21 protein-coding genes and 1 pseudogene are annotated in these 23450 nt (G+C 68.9%); 11 read left to right on the forward strand and 11 right to left on the reverse strand.

Features of this window, described 5'->3' with window-relative positions; all coding sequences use genetic code 11:
• Positions 1-58 precede the first annotated feature (58 nt).
• The 4 genes from M8R19_RS15370 to M8R19_RS15385 all read left to right on the forward strand — a co-directional run bounded on the left by M8R19_RS15370 (position 59) and on the right by M8R19_RS15385 (position 4381).
• Complete coding sequence (locus M8R19_RS15370) at positions 59-694, forward strand: sarcosine oxidase subunit gamma (RefSeq protein ID WP_116425939.1); 636 nt, start codon at positions 59-61, stop codon at positions 692-694.
• Between the two features lie 55 nt (positions 695-749).
• Positions 750-1607 (forward strand): formyltetrahydrofolate deformylase, encoded by an 858-nt coding sequence (purU, locus tag M8R19_RS15375; RefSeq protein WP_249918235.1) that lies wholly within the window; start codon positions 750-752, stop codon positions 1605-1607.
• A 358-nt stretch (positions 1608-1965) separates the two neighbouring features.
• The gene (fdhA, locus tag M8R19_RS15380) at positions 1966-3165 is read left to right on the forward strand and encodes a formaldehyde dehydrogenase, glutathione-independent (RefSeq protein ID WP_249918236.1); all 1200 of its coding nucleotides are present in this window, start codon (positions 1966-1968) and stop codon (positions 3163-3165) included.
• 643 nt (positions 3166-3808) lie between these two features.
• Positions 3809-4381, forward strand: a complete 573-nt coding sequence (locus tag M8R19_RS15385; protein WP_009614651.1) for a DUF1993 domain-containing protein — start codon at positions 3809-3811, stop codon at positions 4379-4381.
• Between the two features lie 7 nt (positions 4382-4388).
• On the opposite strand, the gene M8R19_RS15390 is transcribed toward M8R19_RS15385, so the two are convergent.
• The 6 genes and pseudogenes from M8R19_RS15390 to M8R19_RS15410 all read right to left on the reverse strand — a co-directional run bounded on the left by M8R19_RS15390 (position 4389) and on the right by M8R19_RS15410 (position 11286).
• Positions 4389-5501, reverse strand: a complete 1113-nt coding sequence (locus tag M8R19_RS15390) for a histone deacetylase-like amidohydrolase (protein ID WP_249918237.1) — start codon at positions 5499-5501, stop codon at positions 4389-4391.
• On the reverse strand, positions 5498-6889 hold the full coding sequence (locus tag M8R19_RS15395) for a purine-cytosine permease family protein (protein ID WP_116425944.1): 1392 nt from the start codon (positions 6887-6889) through the stop codon (positions 5498-5500). Before M8R19_RS15395 ends, M8R19_RS15390 begins: the two co-directional genes overlap by 4 nt.
• Positions 6890-6950: 61 nt before the next feature.
• Positions 6951-7985, reverse strand: coding sequence for a gamma-aminobutyric acid-binding protein (locus M8R19_RS15400; RefSeq protein ID WP_116425945.1), 1035 nt, complete (start codon positions 7983-7985; stop codon positions 6951-6953).
• A 269-nt stretch (positions 7986-8254) separates the two neighbouring features.
• Positions 8255-9637, reverse strand: a complete 1383-nt coding sequence (locus M8R19_RS15405) for an aspartate aminotransferase family protein (protein ID WP_249918238.1) — start codon at positions 9635-9637, stop codon at positions 8255-8257.
• Positions 9638-9676: 39 nt separating this feature from the next.
• Positions 9677-9750 (reverse strand): annotated as a pseudogene (locus M8R19_RS33445) (hypothetical protein); the annotation flags it as partial.
• Positions 9751-9795: 45 nt separating this feature from the next.
• Positions 9796-11286, reverse strand: coding sequence for an aldehyde dehydrogenase (locus M8R19_RS15410; protein WP_249918239.1), 1491 nt, complete (start codon positions 11284-11286; stop codon positions 9796-9798).
• 286 nt (positions 11287-11572) lie between these two features.
• On the opposite strand from M8R19_RS15410, the gene M8R19_RS15415 reads away from it, so the two are divergent.
• The 4 genes from M8R19_RS15415 to M8R19_RS15430 all read left to right on the forward strand — a co-directional run bounded on the left by M8R19_RS15415 (position 11573) and on the right by M8R19_RS15430 (position 17887).
• Positions 11573-12508, forward strand: a complete 936-nt coding sequence (locus M8R19_RS15415; protein WP_009614641.1) for a LysR family transcriptional regulator — start codon at positions 11573-11575, stop codon at positions 12506-12508.
• A 359-nt stretch (positions 12509-12867) separates the two neighbouring features.
• The gene (locus tag M8R19_RS15420) at positions 12868-13896 is read left to right on the forward strand and encodes a DUF5924 family protein (RefSeq protein WP_043312483.1); all 1029 of its coding nucleotides are present in this window, start codon (positions 12868-12870) and stop codon (positions 13894-13896) included.
• Positions 13897-13969: 73 nt separating this feature from the next.
• Positions 13970-14809 (forward strand): acyl-CoA thioesterase, encoded by an 840-nt coding sequence (locus M8R19_RS15425; protein ID WP_249918240.1) that lies wholly within the window; start codon positions 13970-13972, stop codon positions 14807-14809.
• Positions 14810-14923: 114 nt separating this feature from the next.
• Entirely contained in the window at positions 14924-17887 is a 2964-nt protein-coding gene (locus tag M8R19_RS15430; protein ID WP_249918241.1) for an autotransporter outer membrane beta-barrel domain-containing protein, read from the forward strand.
• A gap of 309 nt (positions 17888-18196) precedes the next feature.
• Here the strand turns inward: M8R19_RS15430 and M8R19_RS15435 are convergent, their stop codons facing one another.
• The 4 genes from M8R19_RS15435 to speB all read right to left on the reverse strand — a co-directional run bounded on the left by M8R19_RS15435 (position 18197) and on the right by speB (position 21295).
• Positions 18197-18598 carry a GFA family protein gene (locus M8R19_RS15435; protein WP_058487878.1) on the reverse strand — a complete coding sequence of 134 codons (402 nt, stop codon included), beginning with the start codon at positions 18596-18598 and terminating at the stop codon, positions 18197-18199.
• A gap of 11 nt (positions 18599-18609) precedes the next feature.
• Positions 18610-19341: a phytanoyl-CoA dioxygenase family protein gene (locus M8R19_RS15440; RefSeq protein ID WP_249918242.1), complete on the reverse strand. Its 732-nt coding sequence runs from the start codon at positions 19339-19341 to the stop codon at positions 18610-18612.
• Positions 19338-20264 (reverse strand): LysR family transcriptional regulator, encoded by a 927-nt coding sequence (locus tag M8R19_RS15445; protein WP_249918243.1) that lies wholly within the window; start codon positions 20262-20264, stop codon positions 19338-19340. The genes M8R19_RS15440 and M8R19_RS15445 overlap by 4 nt, the downstream gene beginning before the upstream one ends.
• A 74-nt stretch (positions 20265-20338) precedes the next feature.
• Positions 20339-21295: an agmatinase gene (speB, locus tag M8R19_RS15450; RefSeq protein ID WP_249918244.1), complete on the reverse strand. Its 957-nt coding sequence runs from the start codon at positions 21293-21295 to the stop codon at positions 20339-20341.
• 280 nt (positions 21296-21575) lie between these two features.
• On the opposite strand from speB, the gene M8R19_RS15455 reads away from it, so the two are divergent.
• The 3 genes from M8R19_RS15455 (at position 21576) to M8R19_RS15465 (ending at position 23073) form a co-directional block, all read left to right on the forward strand.
• A complete protein-coding gene (locus tag M8R19_RS15455) occupies positions 21576-21803 on the forward strand; it encodes a CopG family ribbon-helix-helix protein (RefSeq protein ID WP_009614631.1) in 228 nt (75 codons plus the stop codon).
• On the forward strand, positions 21800-22081 hold the full coding sequence (locus tag M8R19_RS15460) for a type II toxin-antitoxin system RelE/ParE family toxin (RefSeq protein WP_009614629.1): 282 nt from the start codon (positions 21800-21802) through the stop codon (positions 22079-22081). The genes M8R19_RS15455 and M8R19_RS15460 overlap by 4 nt, the downstream gene beginning before the upstream one ends.
• 260 nt (positions 22082-22341) lie before the next feature.
• Positions 22342-23073, forward strand: a complete 732-nt coding sequence (locus tag M8R19_RS15465) for an RcnB family protein (RefSeq protein WP_249918245.1) — start codon at positions 22342-22344, stop codon at positions 23071-23073.
• Positions 23074-23113: 40 nt separating this feature from the next.
• Here the strand turns inward: M8R19_RS15465 and M8R19_RS15470 are convergent, their stop codons facing one another.
• On the reverse strand, positions 23114-23395 hold the full coding sequence (locus M8R19_RS15470; protein ID WP_069862794.1) for a DUF2218 domain-containing protein: 282 nt from the start codon (positions 23393-23395) through the stop codon (positions 23114-23116).
• Positions 23396-23450 lie beyond the last annotated feature (55 nt).

Genomic DNA, 23450 nt, shown 5'->3' on the forward strand with positions numbered 1-23450 from the left:
AGGGCCGGGGAGAGGGCAAGAGGCTTCCAGGGCGCACGGCGCCCCAAGGTGAATACGAATGAGCAAGGCAAACCTCTACCAGCAATGCCCCGAAGCCGGGGTGAAAGTCGAGACCCCGCTGCACCACGCCGAGCTGGACAAGCTCGCCAGCCGCAGCGTCGCCAACGCGGGCATCACCCTGCGCGAGAAGAAGCTGCTGGGCCACCTGACCCTGCGCGGCAGCGCCCATGACGCGGCCTTCGCCGAGGGCGTGCACAAGGCCCTGGGCCTGGAACTGCCGGTGGCCCTGACCCTGGTGGCCAAGGGCGAGGTCTCGCTGCAGTGGCTGGGCCCGGACGAGTGGCTGCTGATCGTCCCCGGCGGCGAGGAATTCACTGTTGAGAAGAAGCTGCGCGAAACCCTCGGCGAAGACCTGCACTACTCGGTGGTCAACGTCGGCGGCGGGCAGACCCTGCTGGAACTGACCGGGCCGAAGGTGCGCGAGCTGCTGATGAAGTCCACCAGCTACGACGTGCACCCGAGCAACTTCCCGGTGGGCAAGGCGGTGGGCAGCATCTTCGCCAAGTCCCAGTGCGTGATCCGCCACACCGGCGAAGACACCTGGGAACTGGTGGTGCGCCGCAGCTTCGCCGACTACTTCTGGCTGTGGCTGCAGGACGCCAGCGCCGAGTACGGCCTGCAGATCGCCGCCTGATCCCGGCGGGCGGGCCACCCGGCCCGCCCTCCCGCGTCGCCACCGGAGCCACGTCATGAGCCGCACCCCCGATACCTGGATCCTCACCGCCGACAGCCCGAGCCTGCTCGGCACCGTCGACGTGGTGACGCGCCACCTGTTCGAACAGCAGTGCTACGTCACCGAGCACCACTCCTTCGACGACCGCCTGGCCCAGCGCTTCTTCATCCGTGTGGAGTTCCGCGCCCCGGCCGGCTTCGACGAGGCGGCCTTCCGCGCCAGCCTGGCCGAGCGCGTCGAGCCCTTCCAGATGAAGACCGAACTGACCCCGCCGGGCTACCGCAGCAAGGTGGTGATCATGGTCTCCAAGGCCGACCACTGCCTGAACGACCTGCTCTACCGCCAGCGCATCGGCCAGCTGCCGATGGACGTGGTGGCGGTGGTCTCCAACCACCCGGACCTGGAGCCCCTGGCGCGCTGGCACGGCATCCCCTACCACCACTTCGCCCTCGACCCGCAGGACAAGGCCGCCCAGGAAGCCAAGGTGTGGCAGGTGATCGAGCAAAGCGGCGCGGAACTGGTGATCCTCGCCCGCTACATGCAGGTGCTCTCCCCCGAGCTGTGCCGCAGGCTGGACGGCTGGGCGATCAACATCCACCACTCGCTGCTGCCCGGCTTCAAGGGCGCCAAGCCCTACCACCAGGCGTACCAGAAGGGCGTCAAGCTGGTCGGAGCCACCGCTCACTACATCAACAACGACCTCGACGAGGGCCCGATCATCGCCCAGGGCGTCGAGGCCGTGGACCACGCCCACTACCCCGAGGACCTGATCGCCAAGGGCCGCGACGTCGAATGTCTGACGTTGGCGCGGGCCGTTGGTTATCACATTGAGCGGAGGGTTTTCCTCAACGCGAATCGGACGGTGGTGCTTTAAAGAGCCGCTGGAGGCTGGAAGCCGGAAGCTAAAGGAAAAAGCCGGAGCCCAAGCCCCGCTCAGGACGGCCCCCTCTCCCTTCGGAGCGGGGCGCGCAGCCAGGGTTGGGGAGAGGGGCTCTTGGAGGCTCCCCCCGAAAGCCACTGGGTTCCCGCGTTCGCGGGAATGACGAAAAGAGGGATCGCCACCCTCCCCCGTCATCCCCGCGAACGCGGGGAACCAGCAACAGGCAACACCGACAGACCCGCCGGCTGCCAGCAGTACCCCGGCCCTGTCGCGCAACAGACGACATCCCAGTGCAAAGCCGCGTGGCCGCCGCGCCGCGCATTTGTACCCACAACGACAAAGAGGAATGCGTATGTCTGGCAATCGTGGTGTGGTTTATCTCGGCCCAGGTAAGGTCGAGGTTCAGAACATCCCCTATCCCAAGATGCAGGACCCGCAAGGCAAGCAGATCGACCACGGGGTGATCCTGCGGGTGGTCTCCACCAATATCTGCGGCTCCGACCAGCACATGGTGCGCGGCCGCACCACCGCGCCCACCGGCCTGGTGCTGGGCCACGAGATCACCGGCGAGGTGGTGGAGATCGGCCGCGGCGTGGAAACCATGAAGATCGGCGACCTGGTCTCGGTGCCCTTCAACGTCGCCTGCGGCCACTGCCGCACCTGCAAGGAGCAGCACACCGGCGTCTGCCTGACGGTCAACCCGGCCCGCGCCGGCGGCGCCTACGGCTACGTCGACATGGGCGGCTGGGTCGGCGGCCAGGCCGAATACGTGCTGGTGCCCTACGCCGACTTCAACCTGCTGAAGCTGCCGGACCGCGAGAAGGCCATGGAGAAGATCCGCGACCTGACCTGCCTGTCCGACATCCTGCCCACCGGCTACCACGGCGCGGTCACCGCCGGCGTCGGCCCGGGCAGCAGCGTGTACATCGCCGGCGCCGGCCCGGTCGGCCTGGCCGCTGCCGCCTCCGCCCGCCTGCTGGGCGCCGCGGTGGTGATCATCGGCGACGTCAACCCGACCCGCCTGGCCCACGCCAAGGCCCAGGGCTTCGAGATCGCCGACCTGTCCAAGGACACCCCGCTGCACGAGCAGATCGCCGACCTGCTGGGCGAGCCGGAAGTGGACTGCGCGGTCGACGCGGTGGGCTTCGAGGCCCGCGGCCACGGCCATTCCGGTTCGCAGCACGAGGCCCCGGCCACCGTGCTCAACTCGCTGATGGGCATCACCCGGGTGGCCGGCCAGATCGGCATCCCGGGCCTGTACGTCACCGAGGACCCGGGCGCGGTGGACGACGCCGCCAAGCACGGCGCGCTGAGCATCCGCTTCGGCCTGGGCTGGGCCAAGTCGCACAGCTTCCACACCGGCCAGACCCCGGTGATGAAGTACAACCGCCAGCTGATGCAGGCGATCATGTGGGACCGCATCAAGATCGCCGACATCGTCGGGGTGGAAGTCATCACCCTGGACGAAGCGCCCAAGGGCTACGGCGAGTTCGATGCCGGCGTGCCGAAGAAATTCGTCATCGACCCGCACAACCTGTTCCGCGCCGCCTGAGCCGCGGCCAGCGCTCCAACCGCGGCGTCCCCGCCGCGGTTTCTCTCCAGGGGAGCCTTCGGGCTCCCTCTTTTTTTTTGCGCGGCATTCCCCTGTAGGAGCGCGCCCTGCGCGCGAATCGCGGGCAGGGCCCGCTCCTACGGTAAACATGACGCCCCGTGCCTCAACGGCCCCTCACCCTAACCCTCTCCCGGAGGGAGAGGGAGCCGTTCGGCGTGTGCGGGGAGGCTGGGGTCAGCCGGAGACAAAGGACTCCGCGCCGCATGCTCTTCGTAGGAGCGAGCTTGCTCGCGAACCGCATGGCACCGCGTTTGTTCGCGAGCAAGGCCCTGCCGGCGCAATCGCGGATAAATCCGCTCCTACAGGGAGACTCCGTGCCTCAATGGCCCCTCACCCTAACCCTCTCCCGGAGGGAGAGGGAGCCGTTCGGCGTGTGCGGGGAGGCTGGGGTCAGCCGGAGACAAAGGACCCACAGCCGGTACGCGCCAGGTGCTCTTGGTAGAAAAGCCGTGCTTCCCTGGAGGTGTAGGAGCGGACTCCGTCCGCGATATCCACAGCAGGCCGAGTACGACAGGGACTTCATGGCGCGGCACGGCCGGCGAGCCCGGACTAAGCTGACGGCTCCCCTTTCCCGGAGCCCGCCATGTCGCTGACCAGCCTTCTCGTCCCCTCGTTCACCCACATGCTCACGAACCTGTCGCAATGGCTCGACAAGGCCGCCGCCCATGAAAGCGCTGCCGGCAACGACGTCGACGAACTGATGGCGCAACGCCTGGCGCCGGACATGTACCCGCTGGCCGCGCAGGTGCGCTTCGCCTGCTTCCAGGCGCTGGAGCCGACCTACCGCCTACGCGGCCTGGCCGTTCCGCAGGCGTGGCTGCAGGTGCGCAACGACGGCTGGGCGTCGAACGAGCGGCCGGGCACCCTGGCCGAGGCCCGGGCCTGCATCGCCGAAGCGCTGGCGGCGCTCGCCGATCTGCCCGGCGATGCGCTCGATGGCCGGCCCGAGGCGCCGATCGCGCTCGACCTGCCCAACGGCATCATCTTCGACATGGACAGCCAGCAGTACGCCCGCGACTGGTCGTTCCCGCAGTTCTATTTCCACTGCATCACCGCCTACGCCATCCTGCGCAGCCTGGGCGTCGAACTGGGCAAGGCCGACTACGTCGCGCACGTGCTGACTTACCTGCGCCCGGGCACGCTGCCGCAGGCTTGATGCCGGCCTACAGGCCGAGCTTCTGCGCCATGCGCTCGATAGCCTGGCGCTGGAAGGCGCGGAAGTCCGCGTCCGGCTGCTGGCCTTCGAGCATCGGCAGGAAGGGGTCGACCACCTCGGTGGCCACCCCGACCAGTTCCTCGATCACCGCGTGGCCGCAGAAGGGCACGTAGGCTTCGGCGTAGCCGCCCTCGTGGACCAGCACCAGGCGCCCATCGCACAGGCGCTCGGCGGCCTCGCGCACGCTGCGGGTGAGGGCGCGGAAGGTCTCGCTGTGGGCGAGCATGCGCGCCAGCGGGTCCACGCCGTTGGCGTCGAAGCCGCAGGCGACCACGATCAGTTCCGGGCGGAAGCGCTCCAGGGCCGGCACTATGATGCGTTCCATGGCGTGGCTATAGGCGTCGTCGCCACTGCCGGGGTACAGCGGCACGTTGACGTTGGCGCCCAGGCCGGCGCCTTCGCCCTGCTCTTCCACAGCGCCGGAACCTACCGGGAAGCAGTCGGCCTGGTGGATCGACAGGGTCAGCACGTCGTCGCGGCCATAGAAGATCGACTGGGTGCCGTTGCCGTGGTGCACGTCCCAGTCCAGCACGGCGACGCGCCGGATGCCGTGACGCGCCTTCGCCGCCTCTACCGCCACGGCGATGTTGGCCAGGTAGCAGAAGCCCATGCCGCGGTCGGCCAGGCAATGGTGGCCCGGCGGCCGCGACAGCGCGTAGGCGTTGTCCAGCTCGCCGCTGAGCACCGCGTCCACCGCGGCGATGGCCAGCCCGGCGGACTGCCGGGCGATCTCGTAGGTGCCGGGGCCGACCATGGCCTCCTCGCCCAGCTCGCCATGGCCGGCGTCGCTCATGGCCTTGAAGCGTTGCAGGTAGTCCAGCGGGTGGACGCGCAGCAGGTCTTCCTCGCTGGCCAACGGCGCGCTGGCGAGCCTGAGCTTCGCACTCAGGCCCGAGACATCCATCAGGCTCTTCAGCCGCCGCTTGCTCTCCGCCGACTCGGCGTGGCCGCTGCCGGCCGGCGGCTGCAGCCAGCCGCCCACCGGGAGGATCAGCGCGTGCAGCCCGGCGGCGTGCCAGAAGCAGCGTTCGTCGAAGAAGAACCCGGTGCGGCGGCTCATGCGCGGGCCTCCGCCAGGGCGCGCTGGCGCTTGCGGCTGAACAGCCAGTAGACCGGCGAGACCACACCCAGGCCGACGATCCAGGAGATGTCGGCGCCGTTCATGGCGCGCGCCACCACCCCGGTGTACAGCTCGGTGGACATGAACGGCACCTGCACCAGGATGCCCAGCACGTAACAGTTCACCGCGGTCCAGTTGAAGGTGCCGTAGATGCCGCCGTCGCGGCGGAAGAACGACAGCACGTCGTACTGGCCGTGGGCGACCAGGTAGTAGTCGACCAGGTTGATCGCGCTCCAGGGCACCAGCACGTAGAGCAGCAGGAGGATGAAGTTGGTGTAGTTGGCCATGAAGTTGTCCTGGCCGAGCAGGGCGATGGCCAGCGAGCCGCCGAACAGGCTCAGGGCGATCAGCGCGCGCCAGCCGGCGCCGGCCGCCCAGGCCGGGATCAGCGTCTGGCCGACGGTGATCGCCGAGAGCGTGCCGCAGTACAGGTTCATGGCGTTGGTGGCGGCGATGCCGATGGAGAACACCGCCACCAGCACGGCGCTGAAGCCGCCGGTCATGCCGATCAGCCCGGCGACCACGTCGCCGCCGTCCAGGCACAGGCCGACGATCACGCCCAGGACCATGGGCAGGATCGATCCCAGGCAGCAGCCCCAGTAGCTGGACCAGAACGCGGTGCGCGCGCCGGTGTCCTGCGGCATGTAGCGCGAGTAGTCGGAAACGTAGGGGGCATAGGCCAGCTGCCAGAGCGCGGCGATCGACAGCGCGCCGAGGAAGCCCGGCAGGTTGAAGCCGTTGCGCTGCAGGAAGTCCGCCGGCAGGCCGTGGATGAACAGTACCCAGGCGAAGCTGACCAGCAGCACCGCGCCGGACAGCCAGGACATCAGCCGGGTGTAGCCGTGGATCAGGCGGTAGCCGAAGACGGTGGCGACGACGCTGACCAGGCCCACCAGCAGGATGCCGGCGTTGGTGGCCACGGCCGGGAAGCGCGCGTGCAGTGTCTGGCCGCCGAGCACCAGGTTGGAGGCGAAGAAGCCCAGGTACATGATCACCACCAGGGCCACCACCAGCAGCGAGCCGAAGGAGCCGAACTGGCCGCGCGTCTGCACCATCTGCGGCACGCCCAGCTGCGGGCCCTGGGCCGAGTGCAGGGCCATGAACACCCCGCCCACCAGGTTGCCCAGCACCAGCGCCAGCAGCGCGGCGACGAAGGACAGCTGGAACACGGTGACGGCCAGCGCCCCCGTGACCACGGTGAGCAGCATGATGTTGCTGCCGAACCAGATGGTGAAGAGGTCGCGGGCGCGGCCGTGGCGTTCGTGCCGGGCGATGGGCTGGATGGTGCTCAGCTCCAGGGTCGCCGCCGGGGTTTGCGTCGTTGTCATTGTGGTTCTCGCAAGGCAAAGCGGTGCCCGGCACGCCGGGCACTCGGGTTGGCCGGGGGCCTTAGCGGGCCGCCCAGGCGTTGAAGCGCAGTTCCAGTTCCTCGCCGTGGTCGACCCAGAAGGCCGAGTCCACCGAGCGGGCGCCCTGCAGGTTGGCCGGGGCGGTGGGCAGCGCGGCCTGCACGTCGGCCGGCAGCAGTTCCAGGGTGCCCTTGTGCACCGGGCCGTAGGGGATGTTCTCGGAGAACACCTTCTGCGTCTGCGGCTGGCTGGCGAAGGCGATGAACTTCTCGGCCAGCGCCTTGTTCGGCGTGCCCTTGACCACCGCCCAGTATTCCGGGTCGTAGAGGCTGCCCGGCCAGACGATGGCCAGCGGCACACCTTCCTTCTGCGCGGCGGCGATGCGGCCGTTGTAGGCGGCGCTCATCACCACGTCGCCGGCGGCCAGCCACTGCGGCGGTTGCGCGCCGGCTTCCCACCACTGGATGTAGGGCTTGATCTCGTCGAGCTTCTTGAAGGCGCGGCTGACGCCCTCGGGGGTGCCCAGCACCTTGTACAGGTCCTCGGGCTTCACGCCGTCGGCCAGCAGGGCCACTTCCAGGGTGTACTTGGCGCCCTTGCGCAGGCCGCGCTTGCCCGGGTAGTCCTTGACGTTCCAGAAGTCCGCCCAGGAGGTCGGCGCCTTGGCCAGGCGCTTGCTGTCGTAGGCCATGACCATCGACCAGACGTAGGTGGCCACGCCGCACTCGCTGAAGGTGCCGGGGACGAACTGCGACTCGTCGCCGATGGCGGCCGGGTCGATGCGCTCGAACAGGCCCTCGTCGCAGCCGCGCAGCAGCTCGGGGCTTTCCACCTCGACCACGTCCCAGGTGACCTTGCCGACGTCGACCATGGCCTTCACCTTGGCCATCTCGCCGTTGTACTCGCCGGCGATCACCTTGCCGGCGCCGCTGGCATCGAAGGGTTTGAAGTAGGCCTTGTCCTGGGCGGCCTTGGTGGCGCCGCCGAAGGAGATCACCGTGAGATCCTGCGCCTGGGCGGCGCCGGTGGCGGCGAGGACCGCGCAGGCAAGGATGCAATGCAAGGACGATTTCATGGAACGAACTCCCACAGCCGGTTGGCGTTGTTGGTTTGGATTGCTGGGCAGTTGCCGAACGGGCGGCAAAAAGGTTCCACGGCGCGGGCCTGCGTGGGCCCGCGGCGTTGTTGTTTGTTTGCTTTTCGTAGGAGCGAGCTTGCTCGCGAAGGGCCGGAAAGCCCCCCTCTCCCTAACCCTCTCCCTTCAGGGAGAGGGCGGGGGGAGAGGGAATCCGTCTTACGCCGGACTTCGCGAGCAAGCTCGCTCCTACAAGGTCGTGTCGTGCCTTACAGCACGCCGATCTCCTTCGCGGTGCGGTCCACCGCGATGCGCGTCTTGTCCACCAGCTCGTCCAGCTCGGCGCGGCCGGCCACCAGGGCCGGGGCCATGATCATGCGGCCGAGGGTGGAGCGGATGATCAGGCCTTCCTCGAAGCCGATGGTGCGGCAGCGCCAGGCCAGGTCGTTTTCGTTGTCGAAGCGCTTGCGGGTGGCCTTGTCCTGCACGAACTGCAGCGCCGCCACCAGGCCGGCGCCCTGGATCTCGCCGATCAGCGGGTGGTTGCCGAACACCTCGCGCAGGCACTGCTGCAGGTAGGGGCCGGTGTCGTTCTTGACCTGGGTGACGATGCCCTCGTCGCGCAGCGCCTTGAGGTTGGCCACGGCCACCGCCGCCGCCACCGGGTGGCCGGAGTAGGTCAGGCCGTGGGCGAACACGCCGCCCTGCTCCACCAGCACCTCGGCGATGCGCTTGCTCAGCACCAGGCCGCCCATGGGGATGTAGCCGCTGGTCAGGCCCTTGGCGATGGACAGGGTGTCCGGCTCGAAGCCGAAGTGCTGGTGGGCGAACCATTCGCCGGTGCGGCCGAAGCCGCCGATCACTTCGTCGGCGCACAGCAGCACGTCGTACTTGCGGCAGATGCGCTGGATTTCCGGCCAGTAGCTCTCCGGCGGGAAGATCATGCCGCCGGCGCCCTGGAACGGCTCGGCGATGAAGCCGGCGACGTTCTCGGCGCCCAGCTCGAGGATCTTGTCTTCCAGCTGCTGTGCGCAGCGGCGGCCGAATTCCTCGGGGGTGAGGTCGCCGCCGTTGGCGAACCAGTACGGTTCGTCGATGTGGGCGATGTCCGGGATCATCCCGCCCATCTCATGCATGAACTTCATGCCGCCCAGCGCGGTGGCCGCCAGGGTCGAGCCGTGGTAGCCGTTCCAGCGGCCGATCATGATCTTCTTCTGCGGCTTGCCGAGGATCTGCCAGTAGCGGCGCACGGTGCGGATCAGCACCTCGTTGGATTCGGAGCCGGAGTTGGTGTAGATAGCGTGGCTGTAGTGGCCCGGCACCAGGCTGAAGAGCAGCTCGGACAGCTCGATCACCGCCGGGTGGGTGGTGTGGAAGAACATGTTGTAGTACGACAGCTGGTCCATCTGCGCGGCGGCCGCGGCGGTCAGGTCCTTGCGCCCGTAGCCCAGCTGGGTGCACCACAGGCCGGACATGCCATCCAGGTAGCGGTTGCCGTCGTTGTCCCACAGGTACAGGCCCTCGCCGCGCACCATCACCCGCGGGCCTTCGGCGTTCAGCGCCTTCTGGTCGAGGAAGGCGTGGATGTGGTGGGCCGCGTCGGCCGCCTGGTAGTCGCGGGTTTCGCGTTGCGCTTTGGTGTTGTCGGTCATCGACTTTCTCCTAGTTCCCTCGGCGGTGCTCCGGCAGCCGGCCTGAGGGGTTTGCAGGGGATCGAGGGCGACGGACTTACCTGGGCAGTCTCACCGGCCGTCTCGAGCGGTTCGCCGGGGCAGCACGGGCCGGCGGTGCGCCGGCCCCGCGGCTGCCCTCAGCGCAGCTGGAACCAGGTGGTTTTCAGCTGGGTGTACTTGTCGAACGAATGCAGCGACAGGTCGCGGCCGAAGCCGGACTGCTTGCCGCCGCCGAAGGGGATGGCCGGGTCCAGCGCGTCCACGGTGTTCACCGACACGGTGCCGACGTTCAGCCGGCCGGCCACGCGGTGGGCGCGGTTGAGGTCGTCGCTCCACACCGAGGCGGCCAGGCCGAAGGGGCTGTCGTTGGCCAGGCGCAGGGCTTCGTCCTCGCTGTCGAAGGCGGTCACCGCCAGCACCGGGCCGAAGACTTCCTCGCGGGCCAGGTGCTGCTGCGGGTCGACGTTGGTGAAGATGGTCGGCTCGATGAAGTTGCCCGAACCATTGAAGCTCAGCTGGCGGCCACCGCAAGCCAGGGTAGCGGCGCTGCCGCGGGTTTCCTCGATGAAGCGCAGGATGCTGGCGGTCTGCTTGGCGTCGACGATGGCGCCGGCGCGGCTGGCCGGGTCCAGCGGGTCGCCCGGGGCCCAGTCGCGGGCCTTGGCGATCAGGCGCTCGACGAATTCGTCGTGGATGGAGCGCTCCACCAGCAGCCGCGAGTTGGCCGAGCAGACCTCGCCCTGGTTGAAGAAAATGCCGAATGCCGCTTTTTCAGCCGCAAGATCGAGGTCGCGGCAATCGGCGAACACGAGGTTCGGGCTCTTGCCGCCACACTCCAGCCATACCTGCTTGAGGTTGGACTGGGCGGAATACTGCATGAAGTACTTGCCCACTTCGGTGGAGCCGGTGAACACCAGGCAGTCCACGTCCGGGTGCAGGCCCAGGGCCTTGCCGGCGTGCTCGCCGAGGCCCGGCACCACGTTCAGCACGCCTTCGGGCAGGCCGGCCTCCAGAGCCAGTTCGGCCAGGCGCAGGGCCGAGAACGGCGACTGCTCGGCCGGCTTGAGCACCACCGAGTTGCCGGCGGCCAGGGCCGGGGCCAGTTTCCAGGCGGCCATGTCGAGGGGGAAGTTCCACGGCACCACGGCGCCGATCACGCCCAGGGGCGCGCGGGTGATGGTGGCCAGGGCGTTGGGCGCGGTCGGGGCGACCTGGTCGTAGAGCTTGTCCAGGGCCTCGGCGTACCAGGAGAAGACGCCGGCGGCGCCGGGCACGTCGATGTTCCAGGCGTCCATCACCGGCTTGCCCATGTTCAGCGAGTCCAGCAGGGCCAGCTCGTCGCGGTGGGCCAGCATCAGCTCGGCCAGCTTCAGCAGCACGGCCTTGCGCTCGCGCGGCGCCATGCGCGCCCAGGGGCCCTGCTCGAAGGCACGGCGGGCGCTGCGCACGGCGGCGTCGACTTCGGTCGCGCCACAGGCGGTGACGTTGGCCAGCAGGCGGTTGGTGGCCGGGTCGATGGATGCGAAGGTGGCGCCGTCGGCGGCGGCCATGCGGCGGCCATCGATCAGGGCGGCGTCGATGAAGGTCTGGCGGGCTGCACGCTGCTGCCAGTCGCTGAGTTGATACACCAGGGCACTCCTGCTCACGAGCAATTATTGTTTTGTTCTGTGGTACCGCTGATGGTCGCGCATGCCCCGGCGGAGGAAAAATATTAAATATGTCTTCGGGGTATATGAAAAAGCTGGGCAGGCGCGCACCGGCAAAGTGCGCCATGCTGGGTTATGGTGCGGCACCTGGAGGCGCCTCGACGCTCCCCGGCGCAGGCCGGCGGGCCCGATCCTTGCTTCCCGATGAACCGATGACACAACGAGAGCGCGCACGCCACCGGCGAAGCCGCGCCATAGAGGTCTTGCAGTGGCTTCCTATACCTTGCGGCAATTGAAGTATTTCGTGACCACAGTGGAATGCGGCAGCGTGGCCGAGGCCTCGCGCAAGCTCTACATCGCCCAACCGTCGATCTCCACGGCGATCAAGGGCCTGGAAGAGAGCTTCGGCGTGCAGCTGTTCATCCGCCACCACGCCCAGGGCGTGTCCCTCACCCCCAGCGGCGCGCGCTTCTACCGCAAGGCCCAGGAACTGCTGCGCATGGCCCACGAGTTCGAGCAGAACGCCCTGGCCGACAACGACGTGGTGGCCGGGCAGATCGACCTGGCCTGCTTCGAGACGGTGGCGCCGCTGTACCTGCCGCGGCTGATCGCCGGCTTCCGCGAGCGCTACCCGGGGGTGGAGATCCGCATCCGCGACGGCGAGCAGCAGGAACTGGTGCAGGGCCTGACCTCCGGACGCTTCGACCTGGCCCTGCTGTACCGCCACGACCTCGACGGCACCATCGAGACCGAGCCGCTGATGCCGGCGCAGCGCCCCTACGCCCTGCTCCCGGCCGACCACCGCTTTGCCCGCCAGGCCCAGGTGTCGCTGCGCGACCTGGCGCTGGAGCCGATGATCCTGCTCGACGTGCAGCCCAGCCGCACCTACTTCGTGAGCATCTTCGAGGAACTGGGGCTGACGCCGAACATCGCCTTCAGCTCGCCCTCCATCGAGATGGTGCGCGGCATGGTCGGCCAGGGCTTCGGCTTCTCGGTGCTGGTCACCCGGCCGCATTCGGAATGCACCTACGACGGCAAGAAGGTGGTGATGGTGAACATCGCCGAAGACGTCAGCGCCTCCGGCCTGGTGGCCGCCTGGCTCAAGCGCGCGCAGCTGACCAAGCCGGCGCGGCTGTTCGTCGACTATGCCCGCGAGGAGTTGAGTGGCGGGGTGGCGTCAGAGCCCGCACACAAGCCTTCGTAGGATGGGTTGAGCTTGCGAAACCCATGCGGTCGTGGCGATGGGTATCGCTCCGCTCAACCCATCCTACGGGGCTGAATGCCAACCCTTGTAGGAGCGGGCCCTGCCCGCGATTCGCGCGCAGGGCGCGCTCCTACAGGGGAATGGCGCGGGTGGGGCGGCGTAGGAGCGGATCTCATCCGCGAATCGCGCCGAAACCCCTGGCTATCGCGGACAAGGTCCGCTCCTACGTCTCAGGCGGCATGGCTCGCTCCTACGAAGAGCCGCCGGCCACCCTACCCTCCGTCCAGCGCCGCTGCCCCGCGCCCGGCACAAGCGCTACAATCCCCGCCCTTCCGGTTGTCCGGCTTCGGCCCTTCGTCATGCTTGTGTTGAAATCCCGCGTGCAGCGCCTGATCGCGCTGGCCCTCTCGCTCCTCGAACGCTACCCGCGGCTGGTCGCCCTGTTCGGCTTCTGCTCCGGGCTGTTCAGCTTCATGATGGTCGACCGCCACCGCGCCGGCTTCGCCCGCGCCATGGCCATCGTCATGCTGGTCAGCTGGCTCTGGCTGATGCTCGAGAACCTGCTCACCCAGCGCTTCAAGGAGCGCTTCGGCTGGTCGGTGCCGCCGGGGCTGCTGCGCTACGCGACCCAGCTGATCCACCAGGAAAGCCTGTTCTTCGTCCTACCGTTCTTCTTCGTCACCACCACCTGGAACAGCGGCCAGGCCCTGTTCACCGGCGCCCTGGGGCTGGCCGGGCTGATTGCCATCACCGACCCGGTCTACTACAAGTGGCTGGCGCCGCGGCGCTGGACCTTCCTCGGCTACCACACCCTGACGCTGTTCGCCGTGCTGCTCACCGCGCTGCCGCTGATCCTCCAGCTGAGCACCCCGGAAAGCTACCGCTGGGCCCTGGGCATCGCCGTGGCGCTGTCCTTCCCCAGCCTGGTGGTGTCGGTGGGCATCCACAAGTGGTGGCGCTGGTTCGCCCTGCTCGGCCTGACCCTGTGCATCGGCGTGGTCGGCTGGTTCGGCCGCGCCTGGGTGCCGCCCTCCACCCTGTGGCTGGCGGAAATGGCGGTCACCGAGCAGTTCGACAACAGCCAGCGCACCCCCGGCGACAGCGTCGAGCAGGTCGGCGCCGCGCAGATCCGCGCCCAGGGCCTCTACGCCTACACCGCCATCAGCGCGCCGCGCGGCCTGGACGAGCGCATCTTCCACGTGTGGCTGCACAACGGCCAGGAAGTCGACCGCATCGCCCTGGACATCCACGGCGGCCGCGAGGCCGGCTACCGCGCCTGGACGCACAAGCAGAACTTCCCCGCCGACCCGACCGGGCGCTGGCAGGTGCAGGTGATCACCGAGGTCGGCCAGGTGATCGGCACCCTGCGTTTCGAGGTCACGCCCTGACCGCCCGGTTCGCTTGACCGCGCCCGGGCCGCTCCCCTAAAAGGACCGGATACCCGCGCCGAGAGCACCGAGCATGACCGACTCCGCCCTGCACCCCTTCGACCGCGCCCTGGCCCTGGAGGCCGACGCCCGCGACGCCGACCTGTTCCATGGCCACACCAGCGCCGACTACTGGAACATGGTCGGGCCCTTCGGCGGCATCACCGCCGCCACCCTGCTGCAGGCCGTGCTGTGCCACCCGCGGCTGCTCGGCGCGCCCGTCGCGCTGACGGTGAACTTCGCCGCCGCCATCGAGGCCGGCGCCTTCGCCGTGCGCGCCACGCCGATCCGCACCAACCGCTCCACCCAGCACTGGCTGCTGCAGCTGAGCCAGGTGGACGCCGACGGCGTGGAGCAGGTCTCCACCACCGGCACCGCGGTCACCGCCCTGCGCCGCGAGACCTGGAGCGAACTCGACCTGGCGCGCCCGCAGGCCACGGCGCCGGCGCAGACGCCGCCGCTGAACACCAGCGGCAAGGGCGTGGCCTGGGTGCAGCAGTACGAGATGCGCGCCATCGACGGCGCCTTCCCCAGCACCTGGGACGGCAGCGGCGAGCACAGCCGCACCCGCCTCTGGCTGCGCGACGCCCAGCCGCGGGCGCTGGACTTCCCGGCCCTGGCGGCGATGAGCGATATCTTCTACCCGCGCGTGTGGCTGCGCCGCGCCACCCCGGTGCCCGCCGGCACCGTGTCGATCACCACCTACTTCCACACCGACGCCGCGCAGCTGGCCGAAGTGGGCAGCGGCTACCTGCTCGGCGAGGCCCGCGGCCAGGCCTTCCGCAACGGCTACTTCGACCAGGCCGCGGAGCTGTGGAGCGAGGCCGGCGAACTGCTCGCCACCAGCAACCAGATCGTCTACTACAAGCAGTGACGGCAAGGCCGGGCGCCCCCGCCCGGCCTTGGCAAAAAGCCAGCATGGTTACAAAAACGTAAGATTGCATCGCTATAAACGACGGCCACTTCCAGAAGAAAAAAGGTCGTCGCCATGTCGTTCAAGCCTTCCCCGCTGGCGTTCAGCATCGCCCTCGTCTTCAGCGCCGGCGCCCACGCCGCGCCCGCCGGCCCCATCGTCATCAGCACGCCCAGCACCAGCAAGCAGACGCTCTCCGGCGAGACCAGCCTGCAGGTCACCGCAAGCGGCAGCATCACCGCCAGCGACAAGACCGTCGCCCTGAAGGACGCCACCAGCGGCGCCGGCGTGGTGGTCGACAACAGCGGGCAGATCACCGCCACCAGCGGCCGCGCCATCGAAAGCTCGGGCAGCACCGCGACCACCCGCGACTACCAGATCTACAACCGCGTAGGCGCCAGCATCAGCGCCAGCGACGACGCGGTGCGGGTGAAGGACGGCTTCGACAGCGGCAGCCTGCTGCTGGACAACGCCGGCAGCATCCGCTCGGCCAGCGGCCAGGCGGTGGACTTCGACGACCTGCGCAGCGGCGTGCCGGTGACCATCATCAACCGCGAAACCGGCGTCATCCACGGCGACGGCAACGACGGCATCCGCCCCGGCGCCAACGCCAGCATCACCAACTACGGCGAGATCAGCAGCGGCGACATGGTCGACGCCGACGCCAAGAACGACGGCATCGACTTCCAGGATGCCGAGGGCGGCAGCGTCTACAACCACGGGCTGATCTCCGGCGGCCGCCACGGCATCACCACCGACGTCGGCGCCACCCTGGTCAACTACGCCGACGGCGTGATCATCGGCCGCAATGGCTCGGGCTACGGCTCCGACGGCAACGGCACGGTCACCAACTACGGGCGCATCACCGGCGCCTACAACGGCCTGGTGCCCGATGGCGACGGCGATGGCGTGGACATCGACCTGATCGGCCACATCGAGAACCACGGGATCATCGAAGGCATAGGCGCGGCCGGCGTCGACAAGGGCGGCCAGCCCAACGGCAGCGAGGGCATCGCCATGGGCGGCGGCAGCGTCTACAACGCCGCCGGCGCGCTGATCAGCGGCGCCAGCCGCGGCATCCTGGTGGACGACGGCTCCGCCGGCAGCGGCTACGGCGCCACCACCCTGGAGAACCACGGCACCATCGAAGGCCTGGCTTCCAGCGGCGCGACTCTCGTCGGCGACTTCGCCGACAGCGTGATCAACGACGGCCTGATCCACGGTGGCAACGGCATCGCCCTGGAACTGGGCGGCGGCGACGACAGCCTGACGCTGCTCGCCGGCAGCCGCTTCGAAGGCCTGGTGGACGGTGGAGACGGCCATGACCGGGTGAGCTTCGACGACGCCCGCGGCGGCAGCTTCGGCCAGAGCCGCAACTTCGAGCGCCTGGAGGTGCGCCAGGGCGCCTGGACCCTCACTGGCAGCGGCGACTTCAGCGAAGGCGGCGAAGTCTTCGCCGGCGCCCAACTGATCAACCAGGGCGGCATCGCCGGCAGCCTGCTGGTGGACAGCGGCGCCAGCTACGCCGGCAGCGGCAGCGTCGGCGGCCTGGACGTCAGCGGCACCTTGCTGGCCAACCCGCAGCAGGGCGCCACCCACGTGACCGGCGACCTGGCCCTGCGCAGCGGATCGACCCTGGTCTATGGCGTGGAGGCCGACGGCAGCCACGCCACCCTGCAAGTGGATGGCAGCGCGACCCTGGACGGCGCGCGCCTGGCCCTGCAGGCCGGGCCCGGCAACTATCCCTGGCAGAGCAGCTACCAGGTGCTGGACGCCAGCGGCGGCGTCAGCGGCCGGTTCGCCGAGGTCAGCAGCAACTTCGCCTTCCTCACCCCGAGCCTCGGCTACGGCGCCAACAGCGTGGACCTGCAACTGACGCGCAACGACGTGCAGTTCGCCGACCTGGCCAGCAGCGGCAACGGCCGCAACGCCGCCAGCGCCCTGCAGGGCCAGGGCATGGGCCAGCTGTACAACGCGCTGATCACCAGCGACGCCGGCAACGCCGGCCGCGCCGTGGAACAGCTGGCCGGCGCCAGCAACGCCAACCTGGCCGCCGCCACCCTGGCCGGCAGCCAGGCGGTGGGCGGCGCCATGCTCGGCGCGCTGCGCCAGCTCGGCGGCGGCCTGCTGGTGGCCAGCGACGACCGCGACACCCCGCAGCTGGCCGCCCTCGGCGTGCCCAGCGAGGCGCGCAACCTGAACGACCCGAACGCCGCCGGCCGCCTCTGGCTGCAAGGCATCGGCAGCCACGGCCAACTGGACGGCGAGCACGGCAGCGGCGACCTCGACCAGAACACCGGCGGCACCCTGCTGGGCGCCGACTGGGCGCTGGACGGCCAATGGCGCCTGGGCGTGCTGGGCGGCTACTCGCACACCGACCTCGACGGCCAGGGCGGCACCTCCGGCGACATCGACAGCTGGCACCTGGGCACCTACGCCCTGCGCCAGGACGGCCCGCTGGCCCTGCGCCTGGGCGCGGCCTACAGCAGCCACGACGGCGAAAGCAAACGCCGCGTCGAGTTCGACGGCTTCAGCGACCGCCCCAAGGGCGACTACGACGCCCACAGCTGGCAGGCCTTCGCCGAAGCCGGCTACCAGCTCGGCGACGGCCGCCTGAGCGCCGAGCCCTACGCCAACCTCGGCTACCAGTACTACAAGCGCGACGCCTACGACGAAAAAGGCGGCGCCGCGGCCCTGCACGTGGACGAGCAAAGCCAGCACAACCTCAGCAGCACCCTCGGCGTGCGCACGGCCTGGCTCACCAGCCTGGACAACGGCATGAGCCTGACCCCGCGCCTGGGCCTGGGCTGGCGCCACACCTACGGCGACCTGGACAGCAGCACCCGCCAGGCCTTCCTCGCCGGCGGCGGCGCCTTCAGCGTCCAGGGCACGGCGCTGGACCGCAACAGCCTGCTGCTGGACCTGGGCCTGGACCTGGGCCTGTCGGCCCGCCACAGCGTCGGCCTGGCCTACAGCGGCGAGAAAGGCAGCCAGGCGCAGAACCATGCGCTGATCGCGCAGTGGCAGATGGCGTTCTAAAATGCCGCGTAGGGCGTATAACCGTTCGCGGTTATACGCCGTTTCACCTTGGCCCAGCCACGAGCCAGGGTCGACCTGGGGTGAACTTCGACCGTCGCCCAGGTCGGCCTCGGAGTTAGAGACAAGTCCGGTGTAGCGGCGTACAACCGCGAACGGTTGTACGCCCTACGACTGGTAAAGGGTTCTACCGGCAGGGGTCGGTGCTTCAGCTGAAGAGCGCCCTCTCCCTAACCCTCTCCCTGAAGGGAGAGGGTTAGGGAGAGGGCGCGGAACCGATCCAGCGCACAAGAGCCGCCGGCTAGCTCGCTCCTACAAAACCTCCTCATCCTCCCCCGGCAACTGCTCATCCAGATGCAACCAAGCAACCCGGCTCTTCACCCAGACATGCCGTTGCGGCGGCGCCACCTCCGGATGATCGAAGGTCGCAACAGTCACATCCAGCGTCTCCGGCGTCCGCTCCGTCTCGAACACCACCTGCGCCCCACAGTTCCCACAGAACAACCGCCGATTACCCGGACTCGACACATAGCAGGCCGGCTCCCCCTTCAACCAACGAAAGCTACTACGCGGCACCGTCGCCCAAGTCACCACCATGCCCCCACTGCTACGCCGGCAGATCGAACAATGGCAATGACCGACATCGTCCAGCTCCGCAGTGAACTCATAACGCAGGGCACCACAATGGCAGCCCCCTTGGTGGGTCTGGCTCATGGCCGGGCTCCTCAGTCGTATTCCGCCGCCTCGTGGTCGCCCAGCAGGCGGCGCTGGCGGGGCGTGCAGGCGGCCAGCACTTCGGGTTCGAAGCGCCAGTCGAGATAGGGCGAGAACTTCTGCGCAACCATGCGCCGGCCGTAGTGCACCTGCAACAGGTAGCGCGTGCGCTGGCTCAGGTTGCGGCTGCCGGAGTGCCACAGGTCGCTGCGGAACACCAGGCAGTCGCCGGCGCGGCACAGCACCGGCTCGGCCGCCCTGCCTCGCCAGCTGCGCTCGTCCGGGTGTGGTGCGCAGCCGGCGCGGTGGCTGCCGGGGATCACCCAGGTCGGGCAGAGTTCGTGGTCGATATCGTCGAGGTAGACCTGCGCCGTGCAGATGAACATCGGCAGCTCGAAGCCGCTTAGCAGCAGCGCTTCCGGCAGGCGCAACGGCAGGTAGTCCTGGTGCATGTCGCCGCCAATGAAGCCGGGGTGGCAGCGCCAGGCGGTCTGGCCGATCACGTGGCAGTCCTCGCCCAGGGCCGCCTCGGCCACCTCGATCAACCCCGGCGGGTCGAGGTAGGGCAGCCAGCGCGGCGAGCGGTTGAACACGCACTTGTAGTGGTCCACCAGGCCCTCGTAGTCCCAGTGGATCGGCCGCAGGGCGTCGATCAGCCCGCGCACCTCGGCGACCTGCGCGGCATCCAGCAGGTCGGGCAGCAGCACGAAGCCGTCCTCGTGCAATGCGTGCAGTGCGTTCATGAGCCCAGCCCTCCCCGCCCCAGTTGCGCCTGGGCCTGCTCCAGCGCGCCGAGGAAGGCGCCCAGGGCTTCGCCCGGCTCGGCGCCCTGGCGCGTCACGCAGTGGAATTCCGAGTGGTAGGCCAGCTGCGCCGGGCGGATCGCCCGCAGCCGCCCCTCGGCGACCCAGGCGGCGGCGTAGGGCGTCGGCAGGTAGCCGATGAAGGTGCCGCTGAACACCAGGTTGGCGATGGCCTCCATGCTGTAGGCGGTGGTCGTGCGGTTGAACACCAGGCCGTGGGGGCGCCGGCTTTCGGCCATGTAGCCGCGGCCGACGTAGTCGGCGGCGCAGATCGCCTCCAGGCCCGGCTCGTCGTCGGCGCGGGCGAAGAACGGGTGGCCGGGGGCGCAGTAGAGGTTCTGTTCCTCGCTGAACAGCAACTGGTAGCGCAGCCCGGACAGGCGATGGTGGAAGGCGCCGATGGCCAGTTGCAGGCGCTCTTCCAGCACGGCGTTCTCCAGCTCGTCCGGGCGCAGGGTGTGCAGGTTCAGGCGCACGCCGGGGTTGCCCTGGCGGAACAGGCGGAGGGCCAGCGGCAGCGCCCAGCAGTGCTGCCCGACCACGCCGTCGACGCAGCCCAGGTGCAGGGTTTCGCGGTCGCGCCCGCCCAGGCCGGTGACCTGCTCGCGGAAGCGCTCGATGTCGACGAACAGGCCCTGGGCCGCGTCGTACAGCTGCTGCCCCTCCTCGGTGAGCTGGAAGCCGCTGCTGCCGCGCCGGCACAGCGAGTAGCCCAGGCGCAGTTCGAGGTCGCGCACCAGCACGCTCAGGCGCGACAGGCTGGTGTTCAGGCGCACCTGGGCGGCGGTGAAGCCGCCGGCCTCGACTATGGCGCAGAAGGTGCGCAGCAGGCGCAGGTCGATGTCGGAAAGGTTGCCCAGCATGGGGGTTCTCGCGGCGGCGGGGGCAGGCCTTCGTTATAGCCCCGCGGGCGCCGCCGCGTGAACCCCCGCGGCGGTCAGCGGCGCCCGGCCCGCGCGTCGGCGAGGATGCACAGCAGCTCGAACATCATGGTCGCGCCGACCAGCGCCGTGGCGCCGCCCAGGTCGAACGGCGGCGACACCTCCACCACGTCCGCGCCTATCAGGTCCAGGCCCTGCAGGCCGCGGACCAGGTGCTGCGCCTGCAACGTGGTCATGCCGCCGATCTCCGGGGTGCCGGTGCCGGGGGCGAAGGCCGGGTCGAGCACGTCGACGTCGAAGCTGACGTAGGTCGGCCCTTCGCCCACCACCCGCCGCGCCTCGGCGAGGGTCGCCTCGACGCCCAGCGCGGCGAACTCCTCCATGTGGATGACGCGGATGCCGCACTCCTTGGCGAAGGCCTCGTCGTCCGCCGAATACACCGAGCCGCGGATGCCGATCTGCACGGTGCGCCGCGGGTCCAGCAGGCCCTCCTCGATGGCGCGGCGGAACGGCGTGCCGTGGGTGTAGGGGTTGTCGCCGAAGTAACGGTCGTTGGTGTCCGAATGGGCGTCGAAGTGGACCATGCCGATGGGCCGCTCGGCGGCCAGGGCGCGGAAGATCGGCAGCGTCACCAGGTGGTCGCCGCCCACCGACAGCGGCACCGCGCCGGCGGCGTGGATGCGCCGGTAGAAGCCCTCGATGCGCTTGAGCGAATCGAGCAGGTCGATGGGGTTCACCGGGGCGTCGCCCACGTCGCCGACGCGCGCCAGGTCGTAGGGCGCGATGCGGCTGACGTGGTGCACCTTGCGCATCAGGCTGGACTGGTTGCGCACCTCGCGCGGGCCGTGGCGGGCACCGGCGCGGTTGGTGGTGCCGCCGTCCCAGGGCACGCCGACCAGGGCGATGTCCACCTGGGCCGGGTCCTCGAAGATGGGCAGGCGCATGAAGCTGGGGATGCCGGCGAAGCGCGGGACCTCGGCGGCGTCCACCGGTTGCGGGAAGTCATGGGGCATGGGCGTCTCCTGGCGGGAAAGGGGCTGCCCCGCCAGCCTGGACCGCCCCGCGGCGGCGGCAAATCCCGAAAGCGGCAAGCCAACTTGCGCCGCCGCGAAAGTGCCCTGCAAGCCTCGCCAGCCGGGCCTTTCCGCCTTCCTGGCCAGTTCCGCGCCAGCGCCCAGCCGCACGCGCGCCCTCTCCTTCCCATTGCCCTTCTCGCCAACGCCAAGTGCCTGATTCGTATACTTATGTTATCGTTGTAAACTCTGTATACAGCGTAAACGGACTGCTCAGAAATTGACCACCGTAATCTCCTTCCGCGCCGATGACGCCCTGGCCAAGGCCCTGGACCAACTGGCCCGGGCCACCCACCGGGACCGCCCCTACCACCTGCGCCAGGCCCTGGCGCAGTACCTGGAGCGCCAGAGCTGGCACGTGGCGGCCATCGACGAAGGCCTGGCCGACGCCAACGCCGGGCACCTGCTGCCGCACGCGGAGATAGAAGCCAAGTGGGGGCTGGCATGAGCCTGCAGTGGACGCACAAGGCGGCGGCCGACCTGGACGGCCTGTACGACCACTACGTGGTGCTGATCGGCCCGGAGAAGGCGCTGAAGGCCATCCAGGACGTGGTCGGCCAGGTGAAGGCGCTGGCCGACCTCAGCCTGAGCAGCGTCGGCCGGCCCAGCGAGGTGCCCGGCGTGCGCGAATTGCCGCTGGAACGCTGGCCTTACCAGGCCGCCTACCGGGTGAAAGGCCGCGATGTACAAATTTTGCGCATCGATTCTGTGGATAACCCGGGGTAAAAGTGGTCACACGGTTACAAAATATTTCAAAGTATTGACTTATTGATTTTGTACAAAAATAGATCAAATGCATCATTCAAGATAATTTGGTCTATTTGCGACCATAAATTGAAATATCGATCTAGTTACGACCGAATAATGACCAATCGTCTTTTCATGCGGCGACGCGTTTTTTCCGAGATCGGAACTTTTCCCGGCATTTCCCTGTCCACTTTCCTGACTTTCCCGGCCATTTCGCCGCCCTGCCCGACGACCCGACCATGCCCAACACCGCCTCCCTCCGCGCCCTTTGCCTGGGCCTGCTGCTGCCCGCCGGCGCGGCCCTCGCCTGGAACGCCAACGACGCCCAGCAACAGCAGCAATGGCAGGAGCAACAGCGCCAGCAACAGGAACAGCAACGCCAGATGGCCGAGCAGCAGCGCCGGCAGAACGAGGAACAGCAGCGCCGCCAGCAGGAGCAGCAACGCCAGCAGCAGGAACAGCAGCGGCAGATGGCCGAGCAGCAACGTCGGCAGATGGAGGACCGGCAGCGCCAGCAACAGGAGTTCCAGCGCCAGCGCGATGAACAGCGCCGCCAGGCCGAGCAACAGCAGCGCCAGGAAGCCCAGCGCCGCCAGCAGGAACAGCAGCGGCGCTGGCAGGAAGAACAGCGCCAGCAGGCCGAGCGCGACCGCCAGTGGCAGGACGAGCAGCGCCGCCAGGCCGATGAGCGCCAGCGTCAGTGGGAAGAGGCGCAACGCCGCCAGCAGGAGCAGCGGCAACGCGAATGGGAAGACGCCATGCGCCGCCAGGAGGCCGAGCGCCGGCACTGGCAGACCGGCCAGTACCTGCCGCCGGAATACCGCGAGCGGCGCTACTACGTGGAAGACTGGCGTAGCCGCCAGCTGCCGCCGCCAGCCTACGGCTACCAGTGGCAGGAAGTGGACGGCGACTACCTGCTGATCGAACTGGCCAGCGGCCTGATCCAGCAGATTCTCAACGGCCAGCGCTGAACCGCAGCGGCCACGGCGGCAAAAGAAAAGGGCAGGGGGCTCAGCTCCAGTTCACCGGCAGCTGGCCTTCCTTCCAGGCGAAGCGGTCGAGGTGGCTGACCACCACCTGCTGCACGCGCGCCAGGCGCTCGGCGTCCTCGGCTTCGGCCTGCAGGTGCAGTGCGGCGGCGTCGGCCTTGAGCCGGCAGGTGCCGAACTCGAAGTTCAGCACGCCGCTGTCCTCGCTCAGTTCCACCGGCAGCTTGTGGGCGAAGTGGTTGCACAGGCGCTTGAGGTAACGGGCGCCATCGGGGGTGGGCACGTCGGCACGGGAAGTCGGCATCGTTCATCCTCTTCTTTCAGATACTTCGCATGCTAGGCAGGAGAAAGCCCGGGAA

The sequence above is a fragment of the Pseudomonas sp. R3.Fl genome (assembly GCF_023516765.1).
In the GTDB taxonomy this organism is placed as follows: domain Bacteria; phylum Pseudomonadota; class Gammaproteobacteria; order Pseudomonadales; family Pseudomonadaceae; genus Pseudomonas; species Pseudomonas citronellolis.

Coding starts and splice junctions, on each gene's coding strand:
- M8R19_RS15370 (WP_116425939.1), top strand. CDS start 59: ATGAGCAAGGCAAACCTCTACCAGCAATGCCCCGAAGCCGGGGTGAAA.
- purU (WP_249918235.1), top strand. CDS start 750: ATGAGCCGCACCCCCGATACCTGGATCCTCACCGCCGACAGCCCGAGC.
- fdhA (WP_249918236.1), top strand. CDS start 1,966: ATGTCTGGCAATCGTGGTGTGGTTTATCTCGGCCCAGGTAAGGTCGAG.
- M8R19_RS15385 (WP_009614651.1), top strand. CDS start 3,809: ATGTCGCTGACCAGCCTTCTCGTCCCCTCGTTCACCCACATGCTCACG.
- M8R19_RS15390 (WP_249918237.1), bottom strand. CDS start 5,501: ATGAGCCGCCGCACCGGGTTCTTCTTCGACGAACGCTGCTTCTGGCAC.
- M8R19_RS15395 (WP_116425944.1), bottom strand. CDS start 6,889: ATGACAACGACGCAAACCCCGGCGGCGACCCTGGAGCTGAGCACCATC.
- M8R19_RS15400 (WP_116425945.1), bottom strand. CDS start 7,985: ATGAAATCGTCCTTGCATTGCATCCTTGCCTGCGCGGTCCTCGCCGCC.
- M8R19_RS15405 (WP_249918238.1), bottom strand. CDS start 9,637: ATGACCGACAACACCAAAGCGCAACGCGAAACCCGCGACTACCAGGCG.
- M8R19_RS15420 (WP_043312483.1), top strand. CDS start 12,868: ATGCTTGTGTTGAAATCCCGCGTGCAGCGCCTGATCGCGCTGGCCCTC.
- M8R19_RS15425 (WP_249918240.1), top strand. CDS start 13,970: ATGACCGACTCCGCCCTGCACCCCTTCGACCGCGCCCTGGCCCTGGAG.
- M8R19_RS15430 (WP_249918241.1), top strand. CDS start 14,924: ATGTCGTTCAAGCCTTCCCCGCTGGCGTTCAGCATCGCCCTCGTCTTC.
- M8R19_RS15435 (WP_058487878.1), bottom strand. CDS start 18,598: ATGAGCCAGACCCACCAAGGGGGCTGCCATTGTGGTGCCCTGCGTTAT.
- M8R19_RS15440 (WP_249918242.1), bottom strand. CDS start 19,341: ATGAACGCACTGCACGCATTGCACGAGGACGGCTTCGTGCTGCTGCCC.
- M8R19_RS15445 (WP_249918243.1), bottom strand. CDS start 20,264: ATGCTGGGCAACCTTTCCGACATCGACCTGCGCCTGCTGCGCACCTTC.
- speB (WP_249918244.1), bottom strand. CDS start 21,295: ATGCCCCATGACTTCCCGCAACCGGTGGACGCCGCCGAGGTCCCGCGC.
- M8R19_RS15460 (WP_009614629.1), top strand. CDS start 21,800: ATGAGCCTGCAGTGGACGCACAAGGCGGCGGCCGACCTGGACGGCCTG.
- M8R19_RS15465 (WP_249918245.1), top strand. CDS start 22,342: ATGCCCAACACCGCCTCCCTCCGCGCCCTTTGCCTGGGCCTGCTGCTG.
- M8R19_RS15470 (WP_069862794.1), bottom strand. CDS start 23,395: ATGCCGACTTCCCGTGCCGACGTGCCCACCCCCGATGGCGCCCGTTAC.